The following is a 23,665-nucleotide window of genomic DNA, read 5'->3' on the forward strand; positions in this document are numbered from 1 at the left end:
CCAACGGCGCAACCAACGCCTCCCAGGTCAGTACTGACGCCTATGAGCAGTCCTTCTCGATTATCACGGCGACGATCGTCGGCATCATCGTACTGATGATCGCGCTGGCCATCATGCTGACCCGCAGCATCGTGCGGCCTTTGAGCGAAGCGGTGGCCGTCGCCGAGCGGGTAGCCTCGGGTGAGCTCAACCAGGTCATCAAGGTGACGGGTAGCGACGAGCCCGCGCTGTTGTTGCACGCCTTGTCCAGAATGAAAGACAGCCTGCGCGAGACGATTGCCGGCATCGCTGCCGCCTCCGACCAGCTCGCCTCGGCGTCCGAAGAGCTGTTCACGGTGACCGAAGACACCAGCCGCGGCCTGCATCAGCAAAGCGCCGAAATCGACCAGGCTGCCACGGCGGTGAACCAGATGACCGCAGCGGTGGAGGAAGTGGCCAGCAATGCCGTCAACACCGCCGATGCCTCCAAAGGTGCAGACCAGACCACCCGTGAGGGTCAGCAACGGGTCAACGATGCGCTGCAGTCCATTGGTCAGCTCGTTGGCGATGTCACGACCACTTCGCAGGAAATCGAACAGCTGGCCACCAGCGCCAACGAAATCAGCCGGGTATTGGATGTCATCGGCTCGATTGCAGGCCAGACCAACCTGCTTGCGCTCAACGCTGCCATCGAGGCTGCGCGCGCCGGTGAAGCCGGCCGCGGGTTCGCCGTGGTCGCCGATGAAGTCAGGGCGCTGGCGCACCGAACTCAACAATCGACCGCCGAGATCGAAGGCATGATCACAGGCATCCAGTCGGGCACCGAGTCTGCAGTCGGGGCCATGCACGCCAGCAAGGGGCGCGCCTCAGGTACTCTGGAAATCGCCCAATCCGCCGGCCAGGCACTGAACACGATTGCCGAAGCCATTTCGTCCATCAACCAACGCAACCTGGTGATCGCCAGCGCCTCCGAAGAGCAGGCCCAGGTGGCCCGCGAAGTGGATCGAAACCTGGTGAACATCCGGGACCTGGCGATGCAGACCTCGGCCGGCGCGAACCAGACCAGCGCCGCCGCCCAGGAGTTGTCACGCCTGGCTGTAGACCTGAACGCGATGGTCGCCAAGTTCAAGGTCTAGGGCTTGATGACAGAAGGGCTGCGGCCTGTTGGGAAAGCTTGCACCGTGCCCGTGGGGCAGGTATTTGCGCCATTGTGTGACGCAAATACCGCTGCCCTGGAGCAAGGCCGTCGTGGGTTTCTGTAAAAAAAGCGACGATTTGTGCCTTTTGGGCTGCTCACCGGGGCTGCATCGCATATCCTTGCACCACGCAATCAACCTTGAAGCAGTGAATTGAACGATGAGCTTTGAACAACTGGCAGCGCTACGGGATCGCCTGCGGGCTGAAAAAGAGCAGCAACAGGCAAGCGCCCCAGCGCCGGCCAAGCGCAAGCCGCCCCAGAAGACCAAGCCGCGCGAACTGGACCCGGCAGTGGCCGCCATCTGGCCCCTGCAGAAGCACTTCCCGTTGGCCTTCCCCGTCAACCCTGCGCCGAAGGTGCCGCTCAAGGAAGGCATCTTCAAGGATGCCGAGCAACACCTGGAGTTGCTGGGCATCACCCGTGAGCAACTGAAGCTGGGCATTTCCACCTGGTGCCGGGGCAACCGCTACTGGACCAGCATGGTGGAAAACGCCCCGCGCCTGGACCTTAACGGCCAGCCGGCAGGCGTGGTGACTGCCGCCCAGGCGATCCATGCCAAGCGTCAGGCAGCCCAACAGCGTAACCAGGAACGCCGCAAGCGGGCCCAGGCCAAGGCACAGACCGCAGCGCCTGCAGAACAGGGCGAGGCTGCAGTCGAGCCGGCAGTGGACCAGGCCGCTGAGTAAAGGCCTGGTCTGAGCAGCGCCCACCGCCCGTTCGCCGAGCGCGCGGGTGGTGGGCGCTGCGGGCTAGCACATGGTCTCAGAGCCTCCAATCCAGGCTGACCATCATCGTGCGTGGCTCACCGTGGTACACGCCGTTGTAGAAGCCGACGTTGTTGTAGTAATGCTCGTCGAACAGGTTCTTGACGTTGACCGAAGCGCTCAGGTGCTCATCGATCTGATAGCGCGCCATCAGCCCAACCACCGAAAACGCCTTCTGGCCGATCTCATCCTTGGCCGTGATGATTCGATCACCGTCGCGCCCCACTGGTCGGTTGGCCAGCCTGAAATTGTCGCTCTGCCAGTCCAGGCTTGCCCCCACGGTCAATGCTGGGGTTAGGGCATAGGTGCTGGACAAGCGCACCAGGTTCAAGGGTTGCTCGGTGTTCTTTCGCTTTTTCTCGGCCGTGGCTGCATGCGTATAGCTGTAGCCCAGGCTCATCTGCCACCCGGTCATCACCTCGCCTGCAACTTCAGCTTCGAAGCCTTCGACAACTACGCCCTTGCCACCGCTTTTGTAAAACACTTCGTTGCCATTGGGCGGCACAGAGTCGTCCTGTTCCGCCACGTTGTCCTGCTTGCTGCGAAACACTGCCGTGCTCAGGTTCAGGCGTTCAGCGAACAGGCTGCCCTTGAGTCCCACCTCATAGACCTTGCCTACGATAGGCTCAAGGTACTGCTTGTTGACGTCCCTCACGGTCTGCGGATTGAAGATATCGGTATAGCTGACATAGGCGGTGAACTGGTCGGTCAGATCGAAGAGTAAGCCGGCATAGGGCGTCCATTGATCATTCTGGATCTGCTTGGTAGTAGACTGACCGACGACTTCCAGGGCATCACCGTAATCCCACTCCCGCTGCTGCGTCTGCCAACTGCCGTAGCGGCTGCCAATCACGATATGCAGGCGATCCGTAGGGTTCAGGCGTGTTGCAATGTAGCCGGCCTTCTGACGAATGCTGGAGCGCGAGCTGTCGAGCCCGGTTTCGAGGTCGTAGAACGTAGGGGTGGTCCCCATGTACTTCCAATCCGCAATATTTTCGTAACCGTCGGGTACCGGTAGACCAAGGCGATAGGGTTCACTGTCGCGTCGTCGCGACTCGCCGTAACCGATCATGAAATCATGGCTGCGGCCCAACAATTGGAAAGAGCCGGCGAGGTTGAAGTCCAGCGCGTCCATCTGCTCGGAGCCCCCGAAGTGCGAGTACCAGGCTTTCATGCCACTACGGTCGGCCTCAGGAAAACCATTGCCCCCATAGTAGACTTTCCCGTCGCTGTCGCTTTGCCGGTGGGTGTACGCCACTTTCATGACCCAGTCGTTGCCCAGGTACTGATCGAGGGTAGCGAACACCGTCTGGTCTTTGAGTGGCCAGGAAGACCAGGGGGCACTCAGGTTGGTGGAACGGGGCAAGTTGGCTTTGCTGCCGTCGGCGTTCCAGAACGGCACCGTGCCCCATGATGACCCTTGCACATGCTTGTTCTGATAGTCATACCCCACCGCCAGCACGGTGCTTGGGGTCAGGTCAGCTTCGAGCACGCCGTAGGCCACTTCTCGCTGGGTGGCGTACTTGTCCATGAATGACTTGTTGTCACGGTACGCCAGCACGGTGCGTCCGCGCAGACGGCCGTCCCAGCCCAGCGGGCCACCGACGTCCAGGTAGCTGTAATAATTGTCGAAACTGCCCCCGCTCACGCCACTCTTTACTGCCAACGCGTGCGTCGGGCGCTTGCGAACCATTGCAATGGTCCCCGAGGGATCGCCGGCGCCTGTGGTCAGGCCGGTGGCCCCACGCACGACCTCGATTCGATCGTAGATGATGGTGTCCGAGTCGGACTTGAGCCCCGAGAAGGTGTTGAGCATGCCATCGATCTGGAAATTGTTGATTGCGTAACCACGCGTGTAATAGCTCGGTCGCTCCGAATCATTGCGTTGTACCGTGACCCCCGTGACGTGAGCCATGGCCTCGGACAGGCTGTTGAGCTGGAAGTCGTCCAGTTGCTGGCGGGATATGACCGAGACCGACTGGGGTGTCTCCTTGATCGAGAGGTTCAGCCGGGTGGCTGCGCTCATGCTACCGGTGGTGTAGGAGCCACTGTGTTCGGTGACACTGCCAAGGCCAGTGGCAATCACATCGGTTGCGCCCAGCTCGAGCACGGCGTCGTCTCGTCTTGCCTGGGTATCGGCGAAGGATGGAGGGCAGATCAAGCAAGCGTACAGGCCGAGGGTGACTGTGGTGGGGTGGGACATGAACGGGGGCATTGCGGGCTGACTCCTTGCGCGTAAAAATCCGTGCGCGCAAATCTACATCATAATCATCCTCATATGATAATTAATCTCATAAGACCTCCCTCACGCCGCACCTGAGCGCAGCTGTACGCCTGGTCGCTTATAGCCGGCCAGGTGCACGCCTGAGCTCATCGTTCTGCGCACTCGCTTGGTCGTGCGCTACAGCCTCTAGAACAGCTTGACCGTATAGCTGAGCACCACGCGGTTCTCATCGATATCGGTTCGGTAATTGGAGCGAGCCATCACATTGCGCACGCGCACGCCGAGCCCCTCCAGCGGCCCACTTTGCACCACATAGGCCAGGTCCAGGTCGCGCTCGCGGTCGCGCCCGTCAAAGCCCAGCCCGGTTTTGACATCCCGGCCTTGTACGTAGCGCAATGTCGAGGTCAGCCCGGGGATCCCCCATGCCGCGAAGTTGTAGTCATGCCGCACCTGCCAGGAACGCTCTCCTGGCGCTGAGAACTCGTAGGTCGGCAGGGTATTACCCATTGGGTTGGTGTTGGCGCCCACCTGGATGAAACCGTCCTCACCGCCAATTTGCTGGTAGCCCACGTAAAACGTATGCCCGCCCGTTCTTGCCGAGAACAGACTGAACAGCGCATGGTTGTCATAGTTGCCGGCAAGCTTGCGCCCATCCTCGCGCGCCTGGAAATAGCCGGCATTCACACCCAAGGTCCAGTTACCCAGGGGTTCGGCGTGCTTGAGGCTGTAGAACCGTTGCTGATAGATGTCCTGCAGTTGCGCCTGCCAGACCCCCACGCTGGTGCGGTTGTCGTTGAAGGCATAGTCGGCGCCCAGGTAATTGAAGCGGTCACTGGTAAAGCGGGCCAACCGCGCGGGGTTGATGGGGTCGTTGACCAGCGCATACATTTTCTGACTGTTTGACGAATCGCGCAGGCTGGTGGAGCGAAATTGGCCGGCACTGAGCGTCAGCCCCGCAAATTCGTGCGACTCCAGCATTGCGCCCTGATAGGTCGGCGGCAGCAGGCGCAGGTCGCTGAACAGCAACACAGGCAGATTGGGCATCAATTCGCCCACCTTCAACTCAGTCTGGGAAACCTTGAACTTGAGCGCCGCGCCCACGCGGCTGTACTGGTCGGCGGACGTGCCGCTGTCAAGGCTTGGCAGTAGGCCTGAGCGTGCATGTTCAGGGCTGCTGTCGAGTTTGAAACCCAACAGGCCGATCACATCGACACCGGCACCTAAGACGCCCTGGCTATAACCTGAACTGGCGTTGAGGATGAAGCCTTGCGCCCACTCTTGAGTGCGCGATTGGGTGCTCGCCCCCTTGATATCGGCGTAGTCTCGGCTGAAGAAATAATTGCGAGCCTGGACGGTCGCACGGGCGCCTTCGATAAAACCGACCTCTTCAGCCGGTGCCTCGGTACACAGCGCGGCTGCGATGCAGCCGCCGGCCAGGCGTGCTTTCGGGAAAAAACGCGGTGCAGTGCAAACGTGCATGGGGCGATTCCTGAATGTCGGGCAACAGCAATCCACCGGCCAGACGAACGCCCGCTGACCTGCAGATTGCATCGAGAATGGGTGTGGACAGGCCGGCACCAGCCCGCCTGCCCTATCGGGCGTGAAGCGCCGGACTGCTAGCGGTTGACCAGCTTCGCTGGCAGGGCGATGACCAGGAAGCAACTCAGGAGCAGGCAGCCAGCGAACACCCACAGCGCCGCGTGGGAAGTGCCGGTCCAGTCGGTGACCAGGCCCATCAGCGAGTTGCTGACCAGCCCGGCGATGTTGGCCACCGAACAGGCCAGGGCAAACCCGGTGGCGGCCGCGGTCCCTTTGAGGAAGGTCGCCGGCAGGCTGAAGAACACCGGCACCGCACCAATGATCGCGGCCGAGGCGACTGCGAACAGGAATACGGTCATGACCAGGTTCTGGCTGAACAATGTACTGCTGGCCATGGCGATGGCGCCGACGATGAATGGGACGATGATGTGCCAACGACGCTCACGGTGACGGTCGGAGCTGGCGCCGATCATCAGCATGCCGGCCAGTGCGGCCAGGCTCGGGATGGCAGTGAGCAGGCCGATGTGGAACGTGTCGCTCACCCCTGCATCGCGGATGAAGGTCGGCATCCAGAAGCCCATTGCGTAGGCGCTGAGCAGGATCGAGAAATCGATACCGCCAAGCATCCACACCTTGAGGTTGAAGAACCCGTCACGGAAACTGTGCTTGCTGTCCTTGCCCTCTGCATCGTCCGCGGCAAGGTCTGCTGCCAGCTGAGCCTTGTCTTCGCTGGACAACCACTTGGCCTGCTGGAAGTGATTGGGCAAGGCCCAGAAGGTCAGAATGCCGAGCAGCACGCTGGGGATCGCCTCCAGCAAAAACAGCCACTGCCAGCCATGCAGGCCATGCACCTGATCGAAATGCCCCATGATCCAGCCCGAGATCGGTCCACCAATCACGCTCGACAGCGGCAGCCCGATCATGAACAGGGCAATGATGCGCCCACGCCGGTACGTGGGGTACCACATGGTCAGGTAGAACAGCACCCCTGGCAAAAAGCCTGCTTCGGCAGCCCCGAGCAGGAACCGCAGGATATAGAACTGGGTGGTGGTGCTGACGAACATGGTGCACGCCGACAACAGCCCCCAGGTGATCATGATGCGGGCGATCCACAGCTTGGCGCCGACGCGCTGCAGGATCAGGTTGCTGGGGACCTCGAAAATGATGTAGCCGACGAAGAACAGCCCGGCACCCAGGCCATAGGCGGCAGTGCTGAACTGCAGATCCTCGAGCATCTGCAGTTTGGCGAAGCCGACGTTGATACGGTCCAGGTAGGCGGCAAGGTAGCAAAAGCACAGGAAGGGAATGAGCCTCCAGGTGATCTTGCTGTACAGCGCTTTGGTGCCCTGATCGATGTCGCTGTGGACCGTGGTTGCATTCGCAATTGGCATTTCCTGTCTCCTGGCGGGCGACTTTGTGGTTGTTTTTAAGGCCAGCAGTTTTCGACGCACCAGTACCGTCGCGCGCTACACGCGACGTGCCCAGGCCACGTCTGAAAAAACCCCGAGTGCTCCTGCGGGGCGACCACCCGGACAGCAGGCGATCATGAACGTGCTTCCGGCACCGTTCCTCGATTGTTATTGGGTAGGCCCCCTGCCGGTGTCAGCCGGTCGATTGCCTCAATTGCGCCATCGCTTCCTGGCGGGAAACCACATCGCCGTACTTACTGTCGATGTCGAACAGGTTGGCGTGGTGCGGGTCATCATGGCGATCACCCACACATTCACGCACCACGATGGTTCGAAAGCCATGCTGCATCGCATCGACCGCGCTGGCGCGGATGCAACCGCTGGTGGAGCAGCCGGCCAATATCACGGTATCCACCCCTTGGGCGTGCAGCAGCGGCGCCAGGCTGGTGCCGAAGAAAGCGCTGGCGTACTGCTTGCTCAGCACCAACTCCTCCGGCTGTGGGGCAACGGCCTCGCAGAACGCAGCCAAGGGGTTGCCCTCGACCATGTCCTTCATCACCGGCGCCTTGCGCACCCAGACACCGCCATCGACAAAATGCGGAGGCTGGTAGCGGATGTTGGTATGCACCACCAGAATGCCGCAATCGCGGGCTAGCGCCAGCAGGTCTGCGGCCTGTTCCACTGCCGCGACGACGCCTGGGGCGTACAGCGCAGCCCCCGGCGTCGTGTAGCCCTGCATGAAGTCGATCATCAGCAGCGCCGGTGCGCGACCAAAGCCGATACGCTGCCCCCATACACCCTGATAGTTGTCCCGAGCACTTTGTGCCTCGCTCATGTCCGCCTCCCGATTTCAATAAGCGCCCGACAGCAAGGCACCGGCACCTGGTACCACCGCTTCCAGGTCCAGCGCCTTGAGCATGGCGTAGGTGGTGGCGATGGCAGCGGTCACCACAGGCTTGCCGGTCTGTGCCTCGACCTTGGCCACAGCCGGCAACGACTGCATCTGCACGCAGGCCGACAAGACCACCACATCCACCCCTTCAAGGTTCATGCCGGCTACGATGCCTGGCAGGTTGGCGGGGTCGTGACGGGCTACGGCCAGGTTGTCGGGAATCTCCAGGGCGCGCCAGTCCTGCACCTCAAAGCCTTCTTCGCGGATGTAGTTCACCACCAGCTCGGTCAGCGGCTTCATGTACGGGGCGACGATGGCGATGCGCTTGGCCTTCATCACATGCAAGGCTTCGACCAGCGCTCCGGCACTGGTGATGACCGGCGCCAGTGCGTCGTTGTCGGCAGTCGCCTGCCTGAGGCGCTGTTCGGATTGCCGGTGATAGCCAAGGCCCATGGCCATGATTGCCACCAGGCAGGCGTAGCCCAGTACATCGACCTTGGCATCGGACAGCTCCACCGCACAGCGGTCGGACTCGGCATCCATGGCCGCCAGCTCTTCCTTTCTCACCTGCTTCATGCGCATGCGGCTGGAATGAAAGGTAAAGCGCTCCGGGCGGATGGCTTGGCGCGCGTTGAGCATCGCCGGTATCTCGGTTTCCATGGTGGTGTTGGAACTCGGCACGATCTGGCCGATGCGGTATAGCGTGGTCATGTCTGGTGCTCCTTCAGGCAACGGATCGGTCGAGGAAAAGGCCGAATGCGGCAAAGAAACCATCGAGATCGTCCCAGGGGATCATGTGGCCAGCGTTGGCAACCTGTACGACCTGAATGTCTGGCTTGAGCTCACGGATTTCGGCGATGTCGCACGGCTCGATCACCCCGCCGCGCCCAGCCACCATCAACAACGCCGGTTGGCGTACGGCGGGCAGATACTGATGGATGTCCACCTCATGGAAGTCGTCGAAGGCCCGCACGATCGCAGGCTCGTAGCAGGTGTGCAGCCACTCGGCTCTCAACGCCAGCTGCTCGTCGCTCCAGGTGGCGCAATAGCTGCGCATGTCCTCGCCACTCATACCCAGGCTGGCCTGGCGAATGGAGTCGACATACCAGGGCAGCTTGCTTGGGTAAGCGCGGCGCCCTGGCCCGGATACCGGTGGGTCGACCAGCACCAGCTTCTGCAGGCCTGGCGCGCCGTTGGCAGCGGCACGAATCGCAAACCGTGCGCCCATCGAGTGGCCGATCAGGTGATAACTGTCCAGGCCCAGCGCGGCGGCAAAGGCGGGAATGTCGCTGGCACAGGCATCGGTGCCATAGTCCAGATCAGGGCCACTTGACGACAAACCGCGCCCGCGCACATCCAGCACGTAGGTATCGAAGTGCTGGCCGAGGCGCTCGGCGACGAACCCCCAGGTGATGGCCGGGCTGGTGATCCCCGGCACCACGATCAGCGCATGCCCCTTGCCGCCATAGCGCAGGTAATGCTGACGGATGCCATTGGCGCTTACATGACCGCCGTTGAGGAAGGTAGTCATGCGGCCTCCCCGCTCTTGAGCGGCTGGCCATAGAGGTCATAGCCGTATACCCAGGCCGGATCCTCCTGCGTATAGAGCCAAGTGTTGGCGTTGGACACCGACTGTACCTGCGAGGCTCGCTCTTTACGGTTGGCCTCGTACAGGGCAAAGGCGGTGCGGTGGTCCGACAAACCGGTCTCCTGCAGGCAGCGGGTCAACATGGCCGCATCCTCGATGGCCATGCAGGCGCCCTGGGCCATGTGCGGTTTCATCGGGTGACAGGCGTCGCCGAGCATCACCAGACGCCCACGGCTCCAGAGCGGCAGCGGGTTGCGGTTGCGCAGCGGCCACTTGGTGATCGATTCGGTAGCATCGATCAGCTTCTGGACGGTGGGGTGATAGCCCTCGAAGGCAGCGCGCATTTCTTCCTGGCTGCTGTCCACGTAGGCGCCCTGAAAGTCCCACGCTTCGTGGGGCACACCGGTCACGAAGTAGTATTCGTCGCGCTTGGCCGTGGTGTAGTAGACCATCATGTGCCGGTCTTCGGACCACCACTTGACGCAGGGCTCGAATGCGTCGGCATGCTGCGCCAGGTTGACCCCACGGATCAGCGCACGGTGCGCCACCCAGCCGCTGTAGTTCGGCGCTTCGGCACCGAGCAATTCTTCGCGGATCTTGGAGTGGATGCCGTCGGCTCCGATGACGATGTCCGCGACCGTGTGGGTGCCATCGGCGAAGTCCAGACGCACCTGATCACCCTCGTCGATGATCTTTTCCAGGCGCTTGCCGAAGTGCACGGTGCCGGGCTTGATGGCGTCGATCTGCAGCGCATGCAAGTCCCCCCGGTGGATGGTGATGTAGGCCGCCCCGTATTCGCGGCGAGCATGCTCACCCAGTGGGATGCGCGAGAGGTAATCGCCGCTCTGACCGTCGCGACTGAACCAGAAGTCCGGGTGCGAGCCCATCAGCTCCAGCTTCTGTTCCAGCCCCATCCGCCGAAAGATCTTCATGACGTTGGGGCCGATGTGGATACCGGCACCCAGGCGGGTGAACGCCGGGGCCTGTTCGTACACCTCGACATCGAAGCCGGCCTGCTGCAGCAACGTTGCCGCTGCCGCCCCACCTAAACCCGCGCCGACGATTGCGATTTTTTGGCTTCCCCGCATGGAGAGTCTCCTGTTGTTCTGATGTGTGGCAAGCGGCATAGCCGCGAGTCATTTACAGCGTATACACTTTAAATGGCTCTTAGGAATAGGCCCATGAAAATATTTTCAAACAAGCGATCGAAACTCAAAAAGATCAGAATGTTACCGATTAACGGGGGATTGGGTTGAATGGTAACGCTCTAAAGATCACTTGCGTCGATCCAATGAATGCGTTTTCATCAAATCAGTTATGGTGTACACACTATTGTTTTGCACCATGACAAAGCGTCGAGCACTGCGATGGTGCACCGCTTTATTCCGCCAGAGACCGCCCAGGAGAAACCACGATGCCGGTGAGCAATGCACAATTGACCCAGATGTTCGAGCACGTACTGAAGCTGTCCCGAGTGGACGACACCCAGAGCGTTGCCGTCCTCAAGAGCCATTACTCCGATCCGCGCACGGTCAATGCCGCGATGGAAGCGGCGCAGCGACTAGGGGCGAAGGTCTACGCCGTGGAATTGCCGGCATTCAATCACCCCACCGCCATGGGCCGTGACATGACCGCCTACTGCGGCGACACGGCACTCACCGGCAACCTGGCGGCGCAGCGCGCGCTGGAGGCCGCCGACCTGATCGTCGACACGATGATGCTTCTGCACTCCCCCGAGCAGGAGCAGATTCTCAAGACTGGCACCCGCATTCTGCTGGCAGTGGAACCCGCCGAAGTGCTGGCGCGCATGCTGCCCAACGAGGACGACAAGCGCCGGGTACTGGCTGCCGAAACCCTGCTCAAGCAGGCGCGCAGCATGCATGTGCGATCCAGGGCCGGCAGCGACTTCCATGCACCGCTCGGCCAGTACCCGGCAGTCACCGAGTACGGCTACGCCGACGAGCCAGGGCGTTGGGATCACTGGCCCAGCGGGTTCCTGTTCACCTGGCCGAACGAGGACAGCGCCGAGGGCACGCTGGTCCTGGATGTAGGCGACATCATCCTGCCGTTCAAGAACTATTGCCGTGAGCGCATCACGCTCGAGATTGAAAAGGGCTTTATCACCGGCATTCATGGCGGCTTCGAGGCCGAGTACCTGCGCGACTACCTCAAGTACTTCAACGACCCGGAGGTCTACGGCATCTCGCACATCGGCTGGGGCTTGCAACCGCGCGCCCAGTGGACCGCGATGGGCCTGCACGACCGCAACGACGGGATGTGCATGGATGCACGGGCGTTCTATGGCAACTTCCTGTTCTCCACGGGCCCGAACACCGAGGTGGGCGGCAAGCGCAAGACCCCTTGCCACCTGGACATCCCGCTGCGCAATTGCGACATCTACCTGGACGATCAGGCCGTGGTCATGGCCGGGGACGTGGTCGCGCCCCAGCAATCACTGGCGCGATAACGGTTATACTGGCCGGGCGCTCCGCTATTGGCGGCCGGCCAGCTCCTTTCCACCAGCCCAAGCCCTCCCATGCCGAACAAGACTTCCCCCAGCAGCCCCCTCCACGACACCGCCCCTTACGACGTTACCGAACAGGTGGGCCACTTACTGCGCAAGGCTTACCAGCGGCACACGGCGATCTTCCAGCAGCAGGCGTGCGACCCACAGTTGACCTCCATTCAATTCGTCACCCTGTGCGCCCTGCGCGACCATGGCCCCAGCTCTCAGGCCGAGTTGATCAAGGCCACGGCCGTGGACCAGGCGACCATTCGCGGCATCGTCGAGCGCCTTAAAGCCCGTGAACTGGTGCAGCTCTCGCCAGACCCGGGAGACCGGCGCAAGGTGATCGTCACGCTCACCGACAGCGGTGCGGCATTGCTCGATGCGATGATCCCTTGCGCCCGGCAGATCAGTGAACTGAGCATGGGCAGCCTCAATGCCGCTGAGCGCGTGGCCATCTTGTACCTGCTGCGCAAAATGATCGACAGCGACGACGGCGCGGCCTGAGTCGCACTACGGCTGGACAGCCCCCTCTTCTTACGGCCCGCCTGAGCCACCGATTCGGTGAGCTCATTGCCCCTGCCCTGCTCATCCGTGTCCCTGGCCTGCTTCTTGCTCGTTCATTTCATGTAGTGAGTACTTACCGAAATGCACGCCACCTGTGGGTGCTTCGGTAGCGCAAGTCACCTCCAGAGATGAGCCCATCATGCAAACAACCCTCTGCGTGCAGGTCAACGGCCAGTCGTTCGACGTCGACGCCCCGCCTGAAACGCCCTTGCTGCTGATCCTGCGCAACGACCTGTGCCTGAACGGCCCCAAGTACGGCTGCGGCCTGGGTGAATGCGGCGCGTGTACGGTGATCATCGACGGCGTGGCCGCTCGTTCCTGCATCATCCCCCTGGCCGGGGCCGTCGGCCGGGAGATCACTACCCTCGAAGGGCTGGGCTGCAAGCGTGCGCCGCATCCTGTGCAACAGGCATTTATCGACGAGCAGGCAGCCCAATGCGGCTACTGCATGAACGGCATGATCATGACCGCCACGGCCCTGCTCGATCGAATCCCCCAGCCCAGCGATGAGCAGATTCGCAACGAACTGTCCGGCAACCTGTGCCGCTGCGGCACCCACGTCGAAATCCTGCGCGCCGTGCGCCGCGCCGCCGACACCCGGAGGAAAGCATGAACCACTCGCAACAGGTGCCCAGCCGTGACCAACTGCTGGCCAAGACCGGCGTGCTGCTGATCGTCGATCAGATCACCCCGCCTTCCGGCCCGGTGGCCAAGGGTGTAACGCCCGTGACCCGGGAGCGCGAACTGGCGCTGTTCATCGCCGTCTGCGACGACGGCAGGGTCTATGCCTTCAATGGCCACGTCGACCTGGGTACCGGTATCCGCACCTCGCTGGCGCAGATCGTCGCCGAAGAGTTGAACCTGCGCATGGACCAGGTGCACATGGTGCTGGGCGATACCGAGCGGGCGCCCAATCAAGGCGCGACCATCGCCAGCGCCACCCTGCAGATTTCAGCCGTGCCCTTGCGCAAGGCTGCGGCGACTGCACGCCGTCATTTGCTGCAACGGGCGGCGCTGCGCCTTGGGTGCGAGCCCGCGTCGCTGCGTATCGAAGAAGGCACGGTAATCACCAGCGACGGCACCACGCTGGGCTACGCCGAACTGGTAGCGGGTGAAAACCAGCAGCTGCACATTGCCGAGGATGCGCCGCTCAAACCCATCGAAGACTACACGTTGGTCGGGCGCAGCACCGCCCGCGTGGACATTCCCGGCAAGGCCACCGGTGAACTGACCTACGTTCACGACATGCGCCTGCCCGACATGCTGCACGGGCGAGTGATCCGTCCGCCCTATGCTGGCCACGACAGCGGCGACTTCGTGGGCAACAGCCTGCTGGCCGTCGATGAATCATCCATTGCCCACGTACCGGGCGTCGTGGCGGTGGTCGTGATCCGCGATTTCGTCGGTGTGGTTGCCGAGCGCGAGGAGCAGGCCATCCGGGCTGCTCAGGACCTGAAAATCAGCTGGAAGCCCTTTACCGGCAAGCTGCCCGACCTGAGCGATGTAGCCCAGGCCATCCGCGACAACCCAAGGGTTCAACGCACGGTGCTGGACCAAGGCGATGTCGATGCCGGCCTTGCCAATGCCAGCCAGCGCCTGAGCCGTACCTATTTATGGCCGTATCAGCTGCATGCTTCGATTGGCCCATCGTGCGCGCTGGCCGACTACACGCCTGGGCAGATCCGCGTGTGGTCCGGCACCCAGAACCCACACCTGCTGCGCGCTGATCTGGCCTGGCTGCTGGCCTGCGGCGAGGAGCGCATCGAAATCATCCGCATGGAGGCTGCCGGTTGCTATGGCCGCAACTGCGCCGACGATGTCTGCGCCGACGCCGTGCTGCTGTCGCGCGCCGTGCAACGCCCTGTGCGGGTACAGCTGACCCGCGAGCAGGAACACGCCTGGGAACCCAAGGGCACAGCCCAACTGATGGAGATCGACGGCGGCCTGAACGCCGATGGCAGCGTGGCTGCCTATGACTTCCAGACCAGCTACCCGTCCAACGGCGCGCCTACCTTGGCCTTGCTGCTCACCGGGGCGGTGGAACCCGTACCGGCCCTGTTCGAAATGGGCGACCGCACGTCGATTCCACCGTATGACTACGAGCACATGCGCGTGACCATCAACGATATGACGCCGCTGGTGCGCGCTTCGTGGATGCGCGGCGTATCGGCCATGCCCAACAGCTTTGCCCACGAGTCATATATCGATGAGCTAGCGTTCGCAGCGGGTGTCGATCCGGTGGAATACCGCCTCAAGCATTTGTCCGACCCACGTGCCATCGACCTGGTCAAGGCTACCGCCGCGCGCGCCGACTGGCAGCCGCATACCCAGCCCATGCAGAGCCAGGGAGAAGGTGACGTGCTGCGCGGGCGCGGCTTTGCCTACGCGCGCTACATCCACAGCAAATTCCCAGGCTTTGGCGCCGCGTGGGCGGCGTGGGTGGCTGACGTAGCCGTTGACCGGCGCACCGGTGAAGTCGCCGTCACCCGCGTGGTGATCGGGCATGACGCCGGGATGATGGTCAACCCCGAGGGCGTGCGCCACCAGATCCACGGCAATGTCATCCAGTCCACCAGCCGGGTGCTCAAGGAGCAAGTCAGCTTCGAAGAGTCGACCGTGGCCAGCAAGGAATGGGGCGGCTACCCGATCCTGACCTTCCCTGAGCTGCCTGCCATCGACGTGATGATGCTGCCGCGTCAGCACGAAGCACCGATGGGCAGCGGCGAATCGGCTTCGGTACCCAGTGCCGCTGCCATTGCCAACGCCATCTTCGACGCCACCGGGATCCGCTTTCGTGAGCTGCCGATCACCGCCGAACGGGTGCGCGCCGCCCTGGGTGGCGATGGCCAGGGGCCTGGGCCATGGACTCCGACGCAGCCTGCAAGTAAACGTTCAAAGTGGTGGTTCGGCGGCTTGGCCGGGGTGTTGGGCGCAGCCCTGGGCATGCTTGCCACCGCCCTGCCCTGGCGCAGTGAAATCGCACCGGTTACCCCGCCCGGCGCTGGCAGCTGGAGCGCCGCGATGCTCGAACGCGGGCGCCAGGTGGCTGCGGCCGGCGATTGCGCCGTGTGCCATACGGTCAGCGGTGGCAAGGTCAATGCCGGCGGTCTGGCCATGCAGACGCCCTTCGGCACGCTCCACACCACCAACATCACGCCCGATCCGGAAACCGGTATTGGCCGCTGGTCATTCGCCGCCTTCGAACGGGCCATGCGTGAAGGCATCAGCCGTGATGGCCGTCACCTGTATCCCGCGTTTCCCTACACCTCGTTCCGCGCCATCAACGATGCCGACATGCAAGCACTGTATGCCTACCTGATGTCGCAGCCTCCGGTACGCCAGCAGGCACCCGCCAACCAGATGCGCTTCCCGTTCAACCAGCGACCGCTGATGGCTGGCTGGAACGCTCTGTTTCTGCAGCGCGGGGAATACCAGCCAGACCCGCAACGCAGCGCTCAGTGGAACCGCGGCGCCTACCTTGTCGACGGCCTCGGCCACTGCACGGCCTGCCATTCACCGCGTAACCTGATGGGCGCCGAGAAAGCTGGCAGCAGCTACCTGGCCGGAGGGATGGTCGATGGCTGGGAAGCACCGGCCCTCAATGCGCTGGGCAAATCAACCACCCCGTGGACTGAAGACGAGTTGTTCAACTACCTGAGTACTGGGTTTTCTGAAAAGCACGGAGTGGCGGCAGGCCCCATGGGCCCGGTGGTCAGCGAGCTGGCGACGCTGCCCAAAAGCGACGTGCGTGCCATCGCCCACTACCTCAGCTCACTCGGTGGCGAGCCTCAGTCGCAGGCGGCCAAGGCCCCGCAGCCGGCTGAAAGCCACGTGTCATTGAGCAATGGCGAACGCGTGTTCAAAGGCGCCTGCATGGCCTGCCACAGCGATGGACATGGGCCGAAACTGTTCGGCGTCAGCCCGTCGATGGCGGTGAACAGCAACGTTCACAGCGAGCTGCCAGACAATCTGCTACGGGTGATACTGCACGGCATCCCTACCCCAGCTACCCGCGATCTGGGCTACATGCCGGGCTTCAAGGACAGCTTGTCGGACCGCCAGATAGCCGATCTTGCGGCATACCTGCGCCAGCGTTTTGCAGGTGACAAGCCCGCCTGGCCAGGGCTCGCCGCCAAGGTCGCGCAGGTGCGCGCCAACCCAGGCAGCCATTGAAGTCACAGGCGCAGGCCGCGCAGGACAAGGTCGCTGATGAAGGCCAACCAGTCGGCCTTGGCCTTGGGGTCAGCCAGGTCCACGGCCAGGAACGAACTGAGCGTATGGCGGTTGGAGTTGTAGAAATAGCAGAGCGAAGCAATCATCAGGTAGGCGTGGGTAATGTCGATGTCGTCACGAAACAGGCCCTTCGCCTGGCCCGCGTCGATGATCGGCCGCAGCACGCCAACCGCCTCGCCCGACAAGGCCTTGAGGTTCTGCGACTTGCGCGCATGCTCGCCTTGGTGAAGGTTCTCGGTCGCCAGTAGGGTGACGAATTCGGGGTGTTGCACGTAGTAATCCCAAATGAATGCCACCAGCGTGCGCACCGCCTGTTCAGGGTCGTCCAGGTCCAGTTGCAGCCCGGCTTCGGCCTGGTTGAAGCTGGCATAGATGTGCTCCAGCACACTGATGAACAGCTTTTCCTTGTTGCCGAAGTAGTAATAGATCATTCGGTCGTTGGATTTGGCCAGGGTGGAAATCTGCTCGACGCGCCCACCGGCGAAGCCTTCCCGGCTGAAGACCTGTACGGCCGCCTTGAGGATGTTGTCTCGGGTGCGGTCGGCCTGTTGGGCACGGATACCGGTTTTGCGCGTTGGCATGGAAGTCCCTGTGGGCTGGGCAGAGGGTTCACACTGCCATAGATGGTACTCAATGCGCGAGTTTACGGGCGGACTCAAAAGGATGAGCGAAGTGGCGAAAGGCGCGGAGCTGGGTTGGGCATACTGCAGTGCAGCAGGCGGCCCCTGGTGCAAGTGACCCCCTGAACGATCTCGCCATAAACGGTGGTTGCCACGATACAGCCCTGACAGTTCAGAGCCCTACTAACAGAGGCCATGGCAACTAACTTGAAGCCGGAAAATTGCAGCTGATCGATGTAGCCGGTAAATCAGCATGGCTTACTGTCTGCAAAAAAACTCCCCCCGTGCTGCGCACGGAAGGAGACAGTGATCGCACGTCTAGATGCGTCCGAACAGCCACGGCTCCAAGGCCATCCGTTCGTTCTCGAACACCTGTATAAGGTCCGACTGGAGCAGCGTCATACCCACCTCGTCCAACCCGTTTAGCAAGCAGTGCTTTCGAAACGGATCCAGATCGAACGCGATGTGTTCCCCCCGTTCATCGGTGATCGTCTGCTGTTCCAGGTCGATTTCCAGTTGATAATGGGGTCGGTCTTCAACTGCGGCGAACAAACTGTCAATTGTGGTCGGGTCCAGGATGATGGGCAGAATGCCGTTTTTGAAACAGTTACCGTAAAAGATCTCGGCAAAACTTGGAGCAATGATGGCCCTGATTCCCCAATCGTGCAAAGCCCAGGGCGCATGTTCACGACTGGAACCACAACCGAAATTGTCCCGTGTCAGCAGGATGCCTGCGCCTTCATAGCGAGGCTGATTCAAGGGGAAGCTCAAGTTGAGTGGCCTTTGGCTGCAGTCCTGATAGGGCTGCCCATGGTCAATGTAACGCCACTCATCAAACAGGTGGTGACCAAAGCCTGTGCGCTCGATGATCATCAGGAACTGCTTGGGCAGGATGGCGTCAGTGTCCACATTGGCACGATCCAACGGCACGACTTTGCTTTTCAGATTAGTGAAGGCTTGCATAACGGCCTAGAGACCTCCGACATCGACGAAATGACCGGCAATGGCGGCGGCGGCGGCCATTGCCGGACTGACAAGGTGGGTACGTCCACCAGGCCCCTGACGACCCTCAAAGTTACGATTCGAGGTGGAGGCGCAGCGCTCACCGGCCGTCAACCTGTCCTCGTTCATTCCCAGACACATCGAGCAGCCAGCATCGCGCCATTCAAAACCGGCTTCAATGAAAACCCGGTCAAGCCCTTCGGACTCCGCTTGCGATTTGATCAACCCCGAACCCGGCACTACCAGCGCTTGCTTGATGGAGGGGGCAACCTTCTGTCCAGCCACGATAGAGGCAGCCAGTCGAATATCTTCGATTCGAGCGTTGGTACATGAGCCGATGAAGATTTTATCCAGGTGGATATCCCGTATTGCCGTACCCGGTTGCAAATCCATGTACTTCAACGCGCGGTCGATGCCTTGCCGTTTGACCGGATCAGGCTCCTCTTGCGGTGATGGGACGCACCCATCTATGTCCACGACCATTTCTGGAGAAGTCCCCCAGGTCACATGAGGCCTGACCGCAGTCGCATCCATGCGAATTTCAGCATCGAACACCGCGCCTGTGTCGCTGCGCAATGTGCGCCAGTAACGCTCGGCGTCATCCCATCGCGAGCCAGTTGGCGCCATTGGCTTGGCTCGAATGTAGGCTGCAGTGGTATCGTCGAATGCCACCATGGCACACCGCGCACCCGCTTCGATGGCTAGGTTGCAAAGCGTCATCCGTGCTTCCATCGTCATGCGTTCGACCGTAGCACCCGCGAATTCGATGGCGTAGCCGGTAGCCCCCGCGGTGCCAATCTTCCCGATCAGCGCCAACGCGATGTCCTTCGACGTGGTGAAGGGACGAAGTTCTCCTTCTAGAATGACGCGCAGGGTCTTGAGCTTTTTCATTGAAAGGCATTGCGTTGCCAGCACATGCTCGATCTCCGAGGTGCCGATTCCAAACGCCAGCGCGGCAAAGGCCCCATGGGTCGTCGTGTGGGAGTCGCCGCACACGATCGACATGCCAGGAAGGGTTAAGCCTTGTTCAGGGCCAACGACATGAAGGATGCCTTGGCGATGATCGTCCATGCCGAAGAGCGTGATGTTGAATTCTGAACAGTTTCGCTCCAGTGCATCGACCTGGCGCCGTGCAATAGCATCGGTAATGCCTTTATGGCGATCGACGGTGGGAACATTATGATCCGACGTGGCCAGGACAGAACTTTCACGCCACGGCCGAAGCCCATTCATTCGCAGTGCGTCGAATGCCTGCGGGCTGGTAACTTCATTGATCAATTGAAGATCAATATAGAGCAATGTGCGTCCATCACCCGTATCAAGCACTGCGTGACGACGCCACAGTTTCTCAAAAAGTGTAATCGGGGTCATTCTACATCTCTCACATGGAGTCAGCGAACCCGGTTCCGTCCTCGGCCCTGCGGGGGGATAGGTGAAACGAAACCGGACACGCAGACGCGGGAAGTACGTAACGGTGCCTCTACGGAGAAACCGACCTTTTCGTACTGAAATAGCATCGGGTACTGAGCTACCAAGTCATTGCGGGTTGGCGCTAAAAATCTTTACTTTTTATCCGACGTCCTCAGGCTCTGCGGCAGTGCCCAGATAAGCAGCGCGGCAGCAATCAAGCAGGTAGTACCGATCAGGTAAAGCGCCGGGGTGGTGCTGCCGGTCATGTCTTTGATGAAACCGACCATCACCGGGCTGACGATGCCACCCACCTGTCCCATTGTGTTGATCAGCGCAATTCCTGCGGCAGCGCCGGCCCCTGCCCCGGCCAGCAATTTGGGTGGAAGCGACCAGAACGTGGGAATGGCGGCAATGATGCCTGCACCCAACAACGCCAGAGAGATGGTGAGGTACAGGACATGTGCTTCGAAGAAACCCGCGCTGAAGAAGCCAACCGAGCCGATCACGACCAAGGCGCACACAAATTTTCTTCGCTCACCGGTGGCATCGGACAACCGCCCTACCAACACCATGCTGATCGCGCCGCACACGTACGGCACCGCCGTCAGCAAGCCGATGGTTGTCGCACTTTCGATACCAGCGCTGCGGATGAGCTGCGGAGCCCAGAAGTTCAGACCATATGAAGCGACCTGGATCAGGAAGTAGATGAATGCCAGCATCAGGAACCCTGGAAGGCGCAGCGCCGTCAGCAGAGACCCTTCATGGGTGTTCACTGCATGGCTCGCGATTCGGCTGGCAAGATAAGACTTCTCCTGCGCACTCAACCAACTGGCGTCACTGATGCGGTCTTTCATTGTGACCAACACCACCAACCCCAGGGCAATGCAGGGAAGGCCGCCCAACAGGAACAGCCAGTGCCAACCACGCATATCGAACAGCCCATCCATGTGCCCAAGCACCAAGCCGGAAACAGGAGCGCCAATCAGTCCTGCAAAAGCCGATGCCAAGAACAGCATGGAGGTAATACGGCCTCGATAGTGCTGCGGAAACCAAAGCGTAAGGTAATAAAGGACCCCAGGCGCGAAGCCTGCTTCCATGGCGCCGATCAAGAAACGCAGTAGGTAAAATTGCCATTCTGCCGTCACGAAGATCATCAGCGCAGTTGCCAATCCCCAGGACATCATGATCCTGGCAATCCAGCGCCGCGCGCCGACCTTGTATAACATCATGTTGCTTGGAACTTCGAACAAGACATAGCCTACAACAAAAAGGCCCGCCCCAAGCCCATAGGCAGTGTCGCTCAAGCTAAGATCCGCTTGGAGCTGAAACTTCGCAAAACTGATGTTGATACGATCAAAGAATGCAAACAGATAACAAATCATGATCAGCGGCATCAGGCGCCATGCAACTTTCGATATCAACTTCTTTTCGTCGATGATGGCACTCGTAATGCCGTCATCCGGCACAGAAACGGAAATAGACATTTGAATTTCTCCAGGCGAGCTTCGCGAACAGTAAGCTCTGATTGTTTTTGTTATCTGGCGAGCGACGGTAGTCGCTTGGTCAGGGATCAGCCGAAACGTGGAGGCAAGGGGTGAAGGTCACAATTTCGGCCTGCCTTCGCCACTTGTCCCGGCATCTCGTGGCCCAGCAGGGCAGGCAACGAGCGGGACAACGTGAGCAGGTGCGCAAGGTCAATACCTGTGTCGATTCCGACTTCATCACAAAGGTTGACCAAATCTTCGGTGCATATGTTTCCTGAAGCACCGGGTGCGAAAGGACAGCCGCCAAGCCCGCCCAACGAAGCGTCGAAGCGGCGCGCGCCGGCCTCATAGGCTGCCAACACATTGCTCAGGCCAAGGCCTCGTGTGTTGTGAAAGTGCAGGGTCAGCTGTGATGCAGGCACCTGAGTCAGCACCCTGCTCACGAGCCGGTGGACCTGGCGAGGGTTGGCCATGCCCGTTGTGTCCGCCAGGGTAATGCCTTGCATGCCGAGGGCTTGGTAAGCATCAATCAGGCGCATCACGACATCTTCATCGATGCGGCCCTCGAAGGGACAACCGAATGTTGTCGCCACTGTGCCGTTAAAGCTGATCGAGCTGCCTTGCACGAGCGAAACCACCTCGTTGAAAGCAACCAGCGACTGCGCTGGCGTCATGCGCATGTTGGCCATGTTGTGGCTTTGGCTGGCTGACAATACCAAGTTCAACTCGTCAGCATTGGACGCTATGGCTCGCTGGGCCCCTTTCAGGTTGGGAACAAGCGCCACATAAATCACACCCGCTCGACGCGCTATCCCCTGGAATACCGCTTCCCCATCACGCAGCGCAGGAATGGCCTTGGGAGATACGAACGAGCCGGCTTCGATGCGAGTGAAACCACAGACGGAGAGCTCGTCAATCAGCTTGATCTTGTCTGCCGTCTCGACCCAGGTTGGTTCGATCTGCAGACCATCACGGGGCGAGACTTCTTGGACGACAAGTCGCTCGGAGTAGTCTGTGATCATTGCACCACCCCCTCGTCCTTCAGGCGTTGAATGGCCTCATCAGGCAATCCCAAGCCTCCAAGAACAGACTGGGTATGTTGCCCAAGGCCAGGGCCCTGCCACTTGACACCCCCTGGGGTGTCCGACAGCTTTGGCACGATCCCAGGCATTTTGACCATCGTTCCATCGGGCAGCTGCGCATTCAAAATCATGTCGCGTGCCTGATAGTGTGGGTCGGCTACGATGTCTGCTGCGCTATAGATTCGCCCCGCAGGCACTTCTGCTTTTTCCAGGGCTTGAAGGACAGCCTCGATCGGCAGCTTGGAACTCCACTGGGTGATCGCCTCATCCAGCAGCTCACAGTGGGCAGCTCGACCATCGTTGTGTTCGAACCTTGGGTCGCTTGCCAGATCTGGCCGGCCAATTGCAGTCATCAGGCGCTTGTAGATCGGATCGCTGTTGCCGGCGATCACAACATAGCCCTGGTCCGCCGTCGGGTAGGTATTGGAAGGCGCAATGCCCGGCAAGGCGCCTCCGCTACGTTCGCGAACATGCCCAAGCATGTCGTACTCCGGTATCAGGCTTTCCATGACGTTGAATACGCTTTCTGCAAGAGACACATCCACGACCTGTCCATCACCTTGACCCGTCTTGACCCGCAATACGGACATCAACGCACCGATGACCGCGTGCATCGAGGCCAGCGAGTCCCCCAGGCTTACCCCTACACGTGCCGGTGGGACGCCAGGCGTACCCGTGGTGTAGCGGATACCACCCATGGCCTCACCGATGGCACCAAAGCCGGGACGATCTTTGTAGGGCCCCGACTGTCCATAGCCCGAAATACGCACCAGGGTCAGCTTTGGATTGAGCGCATGCAGCACGTCCCACCCAAGGCCGAGTTTTTCCAGCGCCCCAGGCCGCAGGTTCTCGATCAGAACGTCAGCGGTTTCGACCAACTGCTTGACGATGTCGATGCCAGCGGCTGACTTCAGGTTCAGGGCGATGGACTTCTTGTTCCTCGATTGCAGGTACCACCACAGCGACGTCCCCTCGTGCAGTTTTCGCCATTTACGAAGAGGGTCTCCCTGTCCCAACGATTCGATCTTGATTACCTCGGCGCCGAACTCGGCCAACATCCGGGCAGCGAACGGGGCAGCGATAAGCGTACCGATTTCGATCACCCGAAGTCCGTTGAGAGCAGTCATGGTGCAACCTCTGTTTCTTGGAATTTGTACCAAGACTAGGG

18 protein-coding genes and 1 pseudogene are annotated in these 23,665 nt (G+C 60.9%); 6 read left to right on the forward strand and 13 right to left on the reverse strand.

Features of this window, described 5'->3' with window-relative positions; genetic code table 11:
* Window positions 1-107: 107 nt before the first annotated feature.
* Together CWR53_RS23540 and CWR53_RS13610 are read left to right on the forward strand one after the other, a co-directional pair.
* Window positions 108-1,115: pseudogene (locus CWR53_RS23540) on the forward strand (methyl-accepting chemotaxis protein); the annotation flags it as partial.
* Window positions 1,116-1,335: 220 nt separating this feature from the next.
* Window positions 1,336-1,863, forward strand: a complete 528-nt coding sequence (locus CWR53_RS13610) for a ProQ/FinO family protein (protein WP_058603426.1) — start codon at window positions 1,336-1,338, stop codon at window positions 1,861-1,863.
* Window positions 1,864-1,939: 76 nt separating this feature from the next.
* On the opposite strand, the gene CWR53_RS13615 is transcribed toward CWR53_RS13610, so the two are convergent.
* The 7 genes from CWR53_RS13615 to nicC all read right to left on the reverse strand — a co-directional run bounded on the left by CWR53_RS13615 (window position 1,940) and on the right by nicC (window position 10,681).
* Entirely contained in the window at window positions 1,940-4,156 is a 2,217-nt protein-coding gene (locus tag CWR53_RS13615) for a TonB-dependent siderophore receptor (RefSeq protein WP_100851847.1), read from the reverse strand.
* 195 nt (window positions 4,157-4,351) lie between these two features.
* Entirely contained in the window at window positions 4,352-5,644 is a 1,293-nt protein-coding gene (locus CWR53_RS13620) for an OprD family porin (RefSeq protein WP_100851848.1), read from the reverse strand.
* 137 nt (window positions 5,645-5,781) lie between these two features.
* Complete coding sequence (locus CWR53_RS13625; RefSeq protein ID WP_058637896.1) at window positions 5,782-7,095, reverse strand: MFS transporter; 1,314 nt, start codon at window positions 7,093-7,095, stop codon at window positions 5,782-5,784.
* 211 nt (window positions 7,096-7,306) lie between these two features.
* Window positions 7,307-7,948: an N-carbamoylsarcosine amidohydrolase gene (locus tag CWR53_RS13630; protein ID WP_100851849.1), complete on the reverse strand. Its 642-nt coding sequence runs from the start codon at window positions 7,946-7,948 to the stop codon at window positions 7,307-7,309.
* Between the two features lie 15 nt (window positions 7,949-7,963).
* Window positions 7,964-8,716, reverse strand: a complete 753-nt coding sequence (locus CWR53_RS13635) for an Asp/Glu racemase (RefSeq protein ID WP_100851850.1) — start codon at window positions 8,714-8,716, stop codon at window positions 7,964-7,966.
* 13 nt (window positions 8,717-8,729) lie between these two features.
* Window positions 8,730-9,536: an N-formylmaleamate deformylase gene (gene nicD, locus CWR53_RS13640; protein WP_100851851.1), complete on the reverse strand. Its 807-nt coding sequence runs from the start codon at window positions 9,534-9,536 to the stop codon at window positions 8,730-8,732.
* Window positions 9,533-10,681 carry a 6-hydroxynicotinate 3-monooxygenase gene (nicC, locus tag CWR53_RS13645; RefSeq protein WP_027916157.1) on the reverse strand — a complete coding sequence of 383 codons (1,149 nt, stop codon included), beginning with the start codon at window positions 10,679-10,681 and terminating at the stop codon, window positions 9,533-9,535. Before nicC ends, nicD begins: the two co-directional genes overlap by 4 nt.
* Window positions 10,682-11,007: 326 nt before the next feature.
* Between nicC and CWR53_RS13650 the strand changes: the two genes are divergently transcribed.
* The 4 genes from CWR53_RS13650 (at window position 11,008) to CWR53_RS13665 (ending at window position 16,839) form a co-directional block, all read left to right on the forward strand.
* Window positions 11,008-12,060 carry a 2,5-dihydroxypyridine 5,6-dioxygenase gene (locus tag CWR53_RS13650; RefSeq protein WP_058603434.1) on the forward strand — a complete coding sequence of 351 codons (1,053 nt, stop codon included), beginning with the start codon at window positions 11,008-11,010 and terminating at the stop codon, window positions 12,058-12,060.
* 69 nt (window positions 12,061-12,129) lie between these two features.
* Window positions 12,130-12,606 (forward strand): MarR family winged helix-turn-helix transcriptional regulator, encoded by a 477-nt coding sequence (locus CWR53_RS13655; RefSeq protein ID WP_058603435.1) that lies wholly within the window; start codon window positions 12,130-12,132, stop codon window positions 12,604-12,606.
* A 199-nt stretch (window positions 12,607-12,805) separates the two neighbouring features.
* Window positions 12,806-13,279, forward strand: coding sequence for a (2Fe-2S)-binding protein (locus CWR53_RS13660; protein ID WP_058637903.1), 474 nt, complete (start codon window positions 12,806-12,808; stop codon window positions 13,277-13,279).
* On the forward strand, window positions 13,276-16,839 hold the full coding sequence (locus tag CWR53_RS13665; RefSeq protein WP_100851852.1) for a molybdopterin cofactor-binding domain-containing protein: 3,564 nt from the start codon (window positions 13,276-13,278) through the stop codon (window positions 16,837-16,839). The genes CWR53_RS13660 and CWR53_RS13665 overlap by 4 nt, the downstream gene beginning before the upstream one ends.
* A gap of 2 nt (window positions 16,840-16,841) precedes the next feature.
* Here the strand turns inward: CWR53_RS13665 and CWR53_RS13670 are convergent, their stop codons facing one another.
* The 6 genes from CWR53_RS13670 to CWR53_RS13695 all read right to left on the reverse strand — a co-directional run bounded on the left by CWR53_RS13670 (window position 16,842) and on the right by CWR53_RS13695 (window position 23,624).
* Complete coding sequence (locus CWR53_RS13670; protein ID WP_078478366.1) at window positions 16,842-17,480, reverse strand: TetR family transcriptional regulator; 639 nt, start codon at window positions 17,478-17,480, stop codon at window positions 16,842-16,844.
* A 357-nt stretch (window positions 17,481-17,837) separates the two neighbouring features.
* Complete coding sequence (gene leuD, locus CWR53_RS13675) at window positions 17,838-18,482, reverse strand: 3-isopropylmalate dehydratase small subunit (RefSeq protein WP_100851853.1); 645 nt, start codon at window positions 18,480-18,482, stop codon at window positions 17,838-17,840.
* Window positions 18,483-18,488: 6 nt separating this feature from the next.
* On the reverse strand, window positions 18,489-19,892 hold the full coding sequence (gene leuC / locus CWR53_RS13680; RefSeq protein ID WP_100851854.1) for a 3-isopropylmalate dehydratase large subunit: 1,404 nt from the start codon (window positions 19,890-19,892) through the stop codon (window positions 18,489-18,491).
* Between the two features lie 191 nt (window positions 19,893-20,083).
* Window positions 20,084-21,415, reverse strand: coding sequence for an MFS transporter (locus CWR53_RS13685; RefSeq protein ID WP_100851855.1), 1,332 nt, complete (start codon window positions 21,413-21,415; stop codon window positions 20,084-20,086).
* An 86-nt stretch (window positions 21,416-21,501) separates the two neighbouring features.
* Window positions 21,502-22,437, reverse strand: coding sequence for a hydroxymethylglutaryl-CoA lyase (locus CWR53_RS13690; RefSeq protein WP_100851856.1), 936 nt, complete (start codon window positions 22,435-22,437; stop codon window positions 21,502-21,504).
* A complete protein-coding gene (locus CWR53_RS13695; RefSeq protein WP_100851857.1) occupies window positions 22,434-23,624 on the reverse strand; it encodes a CaiB/BaiF CoA-transferase family protein in 1,191 nt (396 codons plus the stop codon). Before CWR53_RS13695 ends, CWR53_RS13690 begins: the two co-directional genes overlap by 4 nt.
* Window positions 23,625-23,665 lie beyond the last annotated feature (41 nt).

Origin of the sequence: Pseudomonas sp. SGAir0191, assembly GCF_002812565.2 — a bacterium.
GTDB lineage: Bacteria > Pseudomonadota > Gammaproteobacteria > Pseudomonadales > Pseudomonadaceae > Aquipseudomonas > Aquipseudomonas parafulva_B.

Bases quoted from the DNA above. Each gene is read 5' to 3' on its own strand.
- CWR53_RS13610 (WP_058603426.1), top strand. From the start codon at position 1,336: ATGAGCTTTGAACAACTGGCAGCGCTACGGGATCGCCTGCGGGCTGAA.
- leuD (WP_100851853.1), bottom strand. From the start codon at position 18,482: ATGCAAGCCTTCACTAATCTGAAAAGCAAAGTCGTGCCGTTGGATCGT.
- nicC (WP_027916157.1), bottom strand. From the start codon at position 10,681: ATGCGGGGAAGCCAAAAAATCGCAATCGTCGGCGCGGGTTTAGGTGGG.
- CWR53_RS13690 (WP_100851856.1), bottom strand. From the start codon at position 22,437: ATGATCACAGACTACTCCGAGCGACTTGTCGTCCAAGAAGTCTCGCCC.
- CWR53_RS13695 (WP_100851857.1), bottom strand. From the start codon at position 23,624: ATGACTGCTCTCAACGGACTTCGGGTGATCGAAATCGGTACGCTTATC.
- nicD (WP_100851851.1), bottom strand. From the start codon at position 9,536: ATGACTACCTTCCTCAACGGCGGTCATGTAAGCGCCAATGGCATCCGT.
- CWR53_RS13625 (WP_058637896.1), bottom strand. From the start codon at position 7,095: ATGCCAATTGCGAATGCAACCACGGTCCACAGCGACATCGATCAGGGC.
- CWR53_RS13630 (WP_100851849.1), bottom strand. From the start codon at position 7,948: ATGAGCGAGGCACAAAGTGCTCGGGACAACTATCAGGGTGTATGGGGG.
- CWR53_RS13620 (WP_100851848.1), bottom strand. From the start codon at position 5,644: ATGCACGTTTGCACTGCACCGCGTTTTTTCCCGAAAGCACGCCTGGCC.
- CWR53_RS13615 (WP_100851847.1), bottom strand. From the start codon at position 4,156: ATGCCCCCGTTCATGTCCCACCCCACCACAGTCACCCTCGGCCTGTAC.
- CWR53_RS13635 (WP_100851850.1), bottom strand. From the start codon at position 8,716: ATGACCACGCTATACCGCATCGGCCAGATCGTGCCGAGTTCCAACACC.
- leuC (WP_100851854.1), bottom strand. From the start codon at position 19,892: ATGACCCCGATTACACTTTTTGAGAAACTGTGGCGTCGTCACGCAGTG.
- CWR53_RS13685 (WP_100851855.1), bottom strand. From the start codon at position 21,415: ATGTCTATTTCCGTTTCTGTGCCGGATGACGGCATTACGAGTGCCATC.
- CWR53_RS13670 (WP_078478366.1), bottom strand. From the start codon at position 17,480: ATGCCAACGCGCAAAACCGGTATCCGTGCCCAACAGGCCGACCGCACC.
- CWR53_RS13655 (WP_058603435.1), top strand. From the start codon at position 12,130: ATGCCGAACAAGACTTCCCCCAGCAGCCCCCTCCACGACACCGCCCCT.
- CWR53_RS13660 (WP_058637903.1), top strand. From the start codon at position 12,806: ATGCAAACAACCCTCTGCGTGCAGGTCAACGGCCAGTCGTTCGACGTC.
- CWR53_RS13650 (WP_058603434.1), top strand. From the start codon at position 11,008: ATGCCGGTGAGCAATGCACAATTGACCCAGATGTTCGAGCACGTACTG.
- CWR53_RS13665 (WP_100851852.1), top strand. From the start codon at position 13,276: ATGAACCACTCGCAACAGGTGCCCAGCCGTGACCAACTGCTGGCCAAG.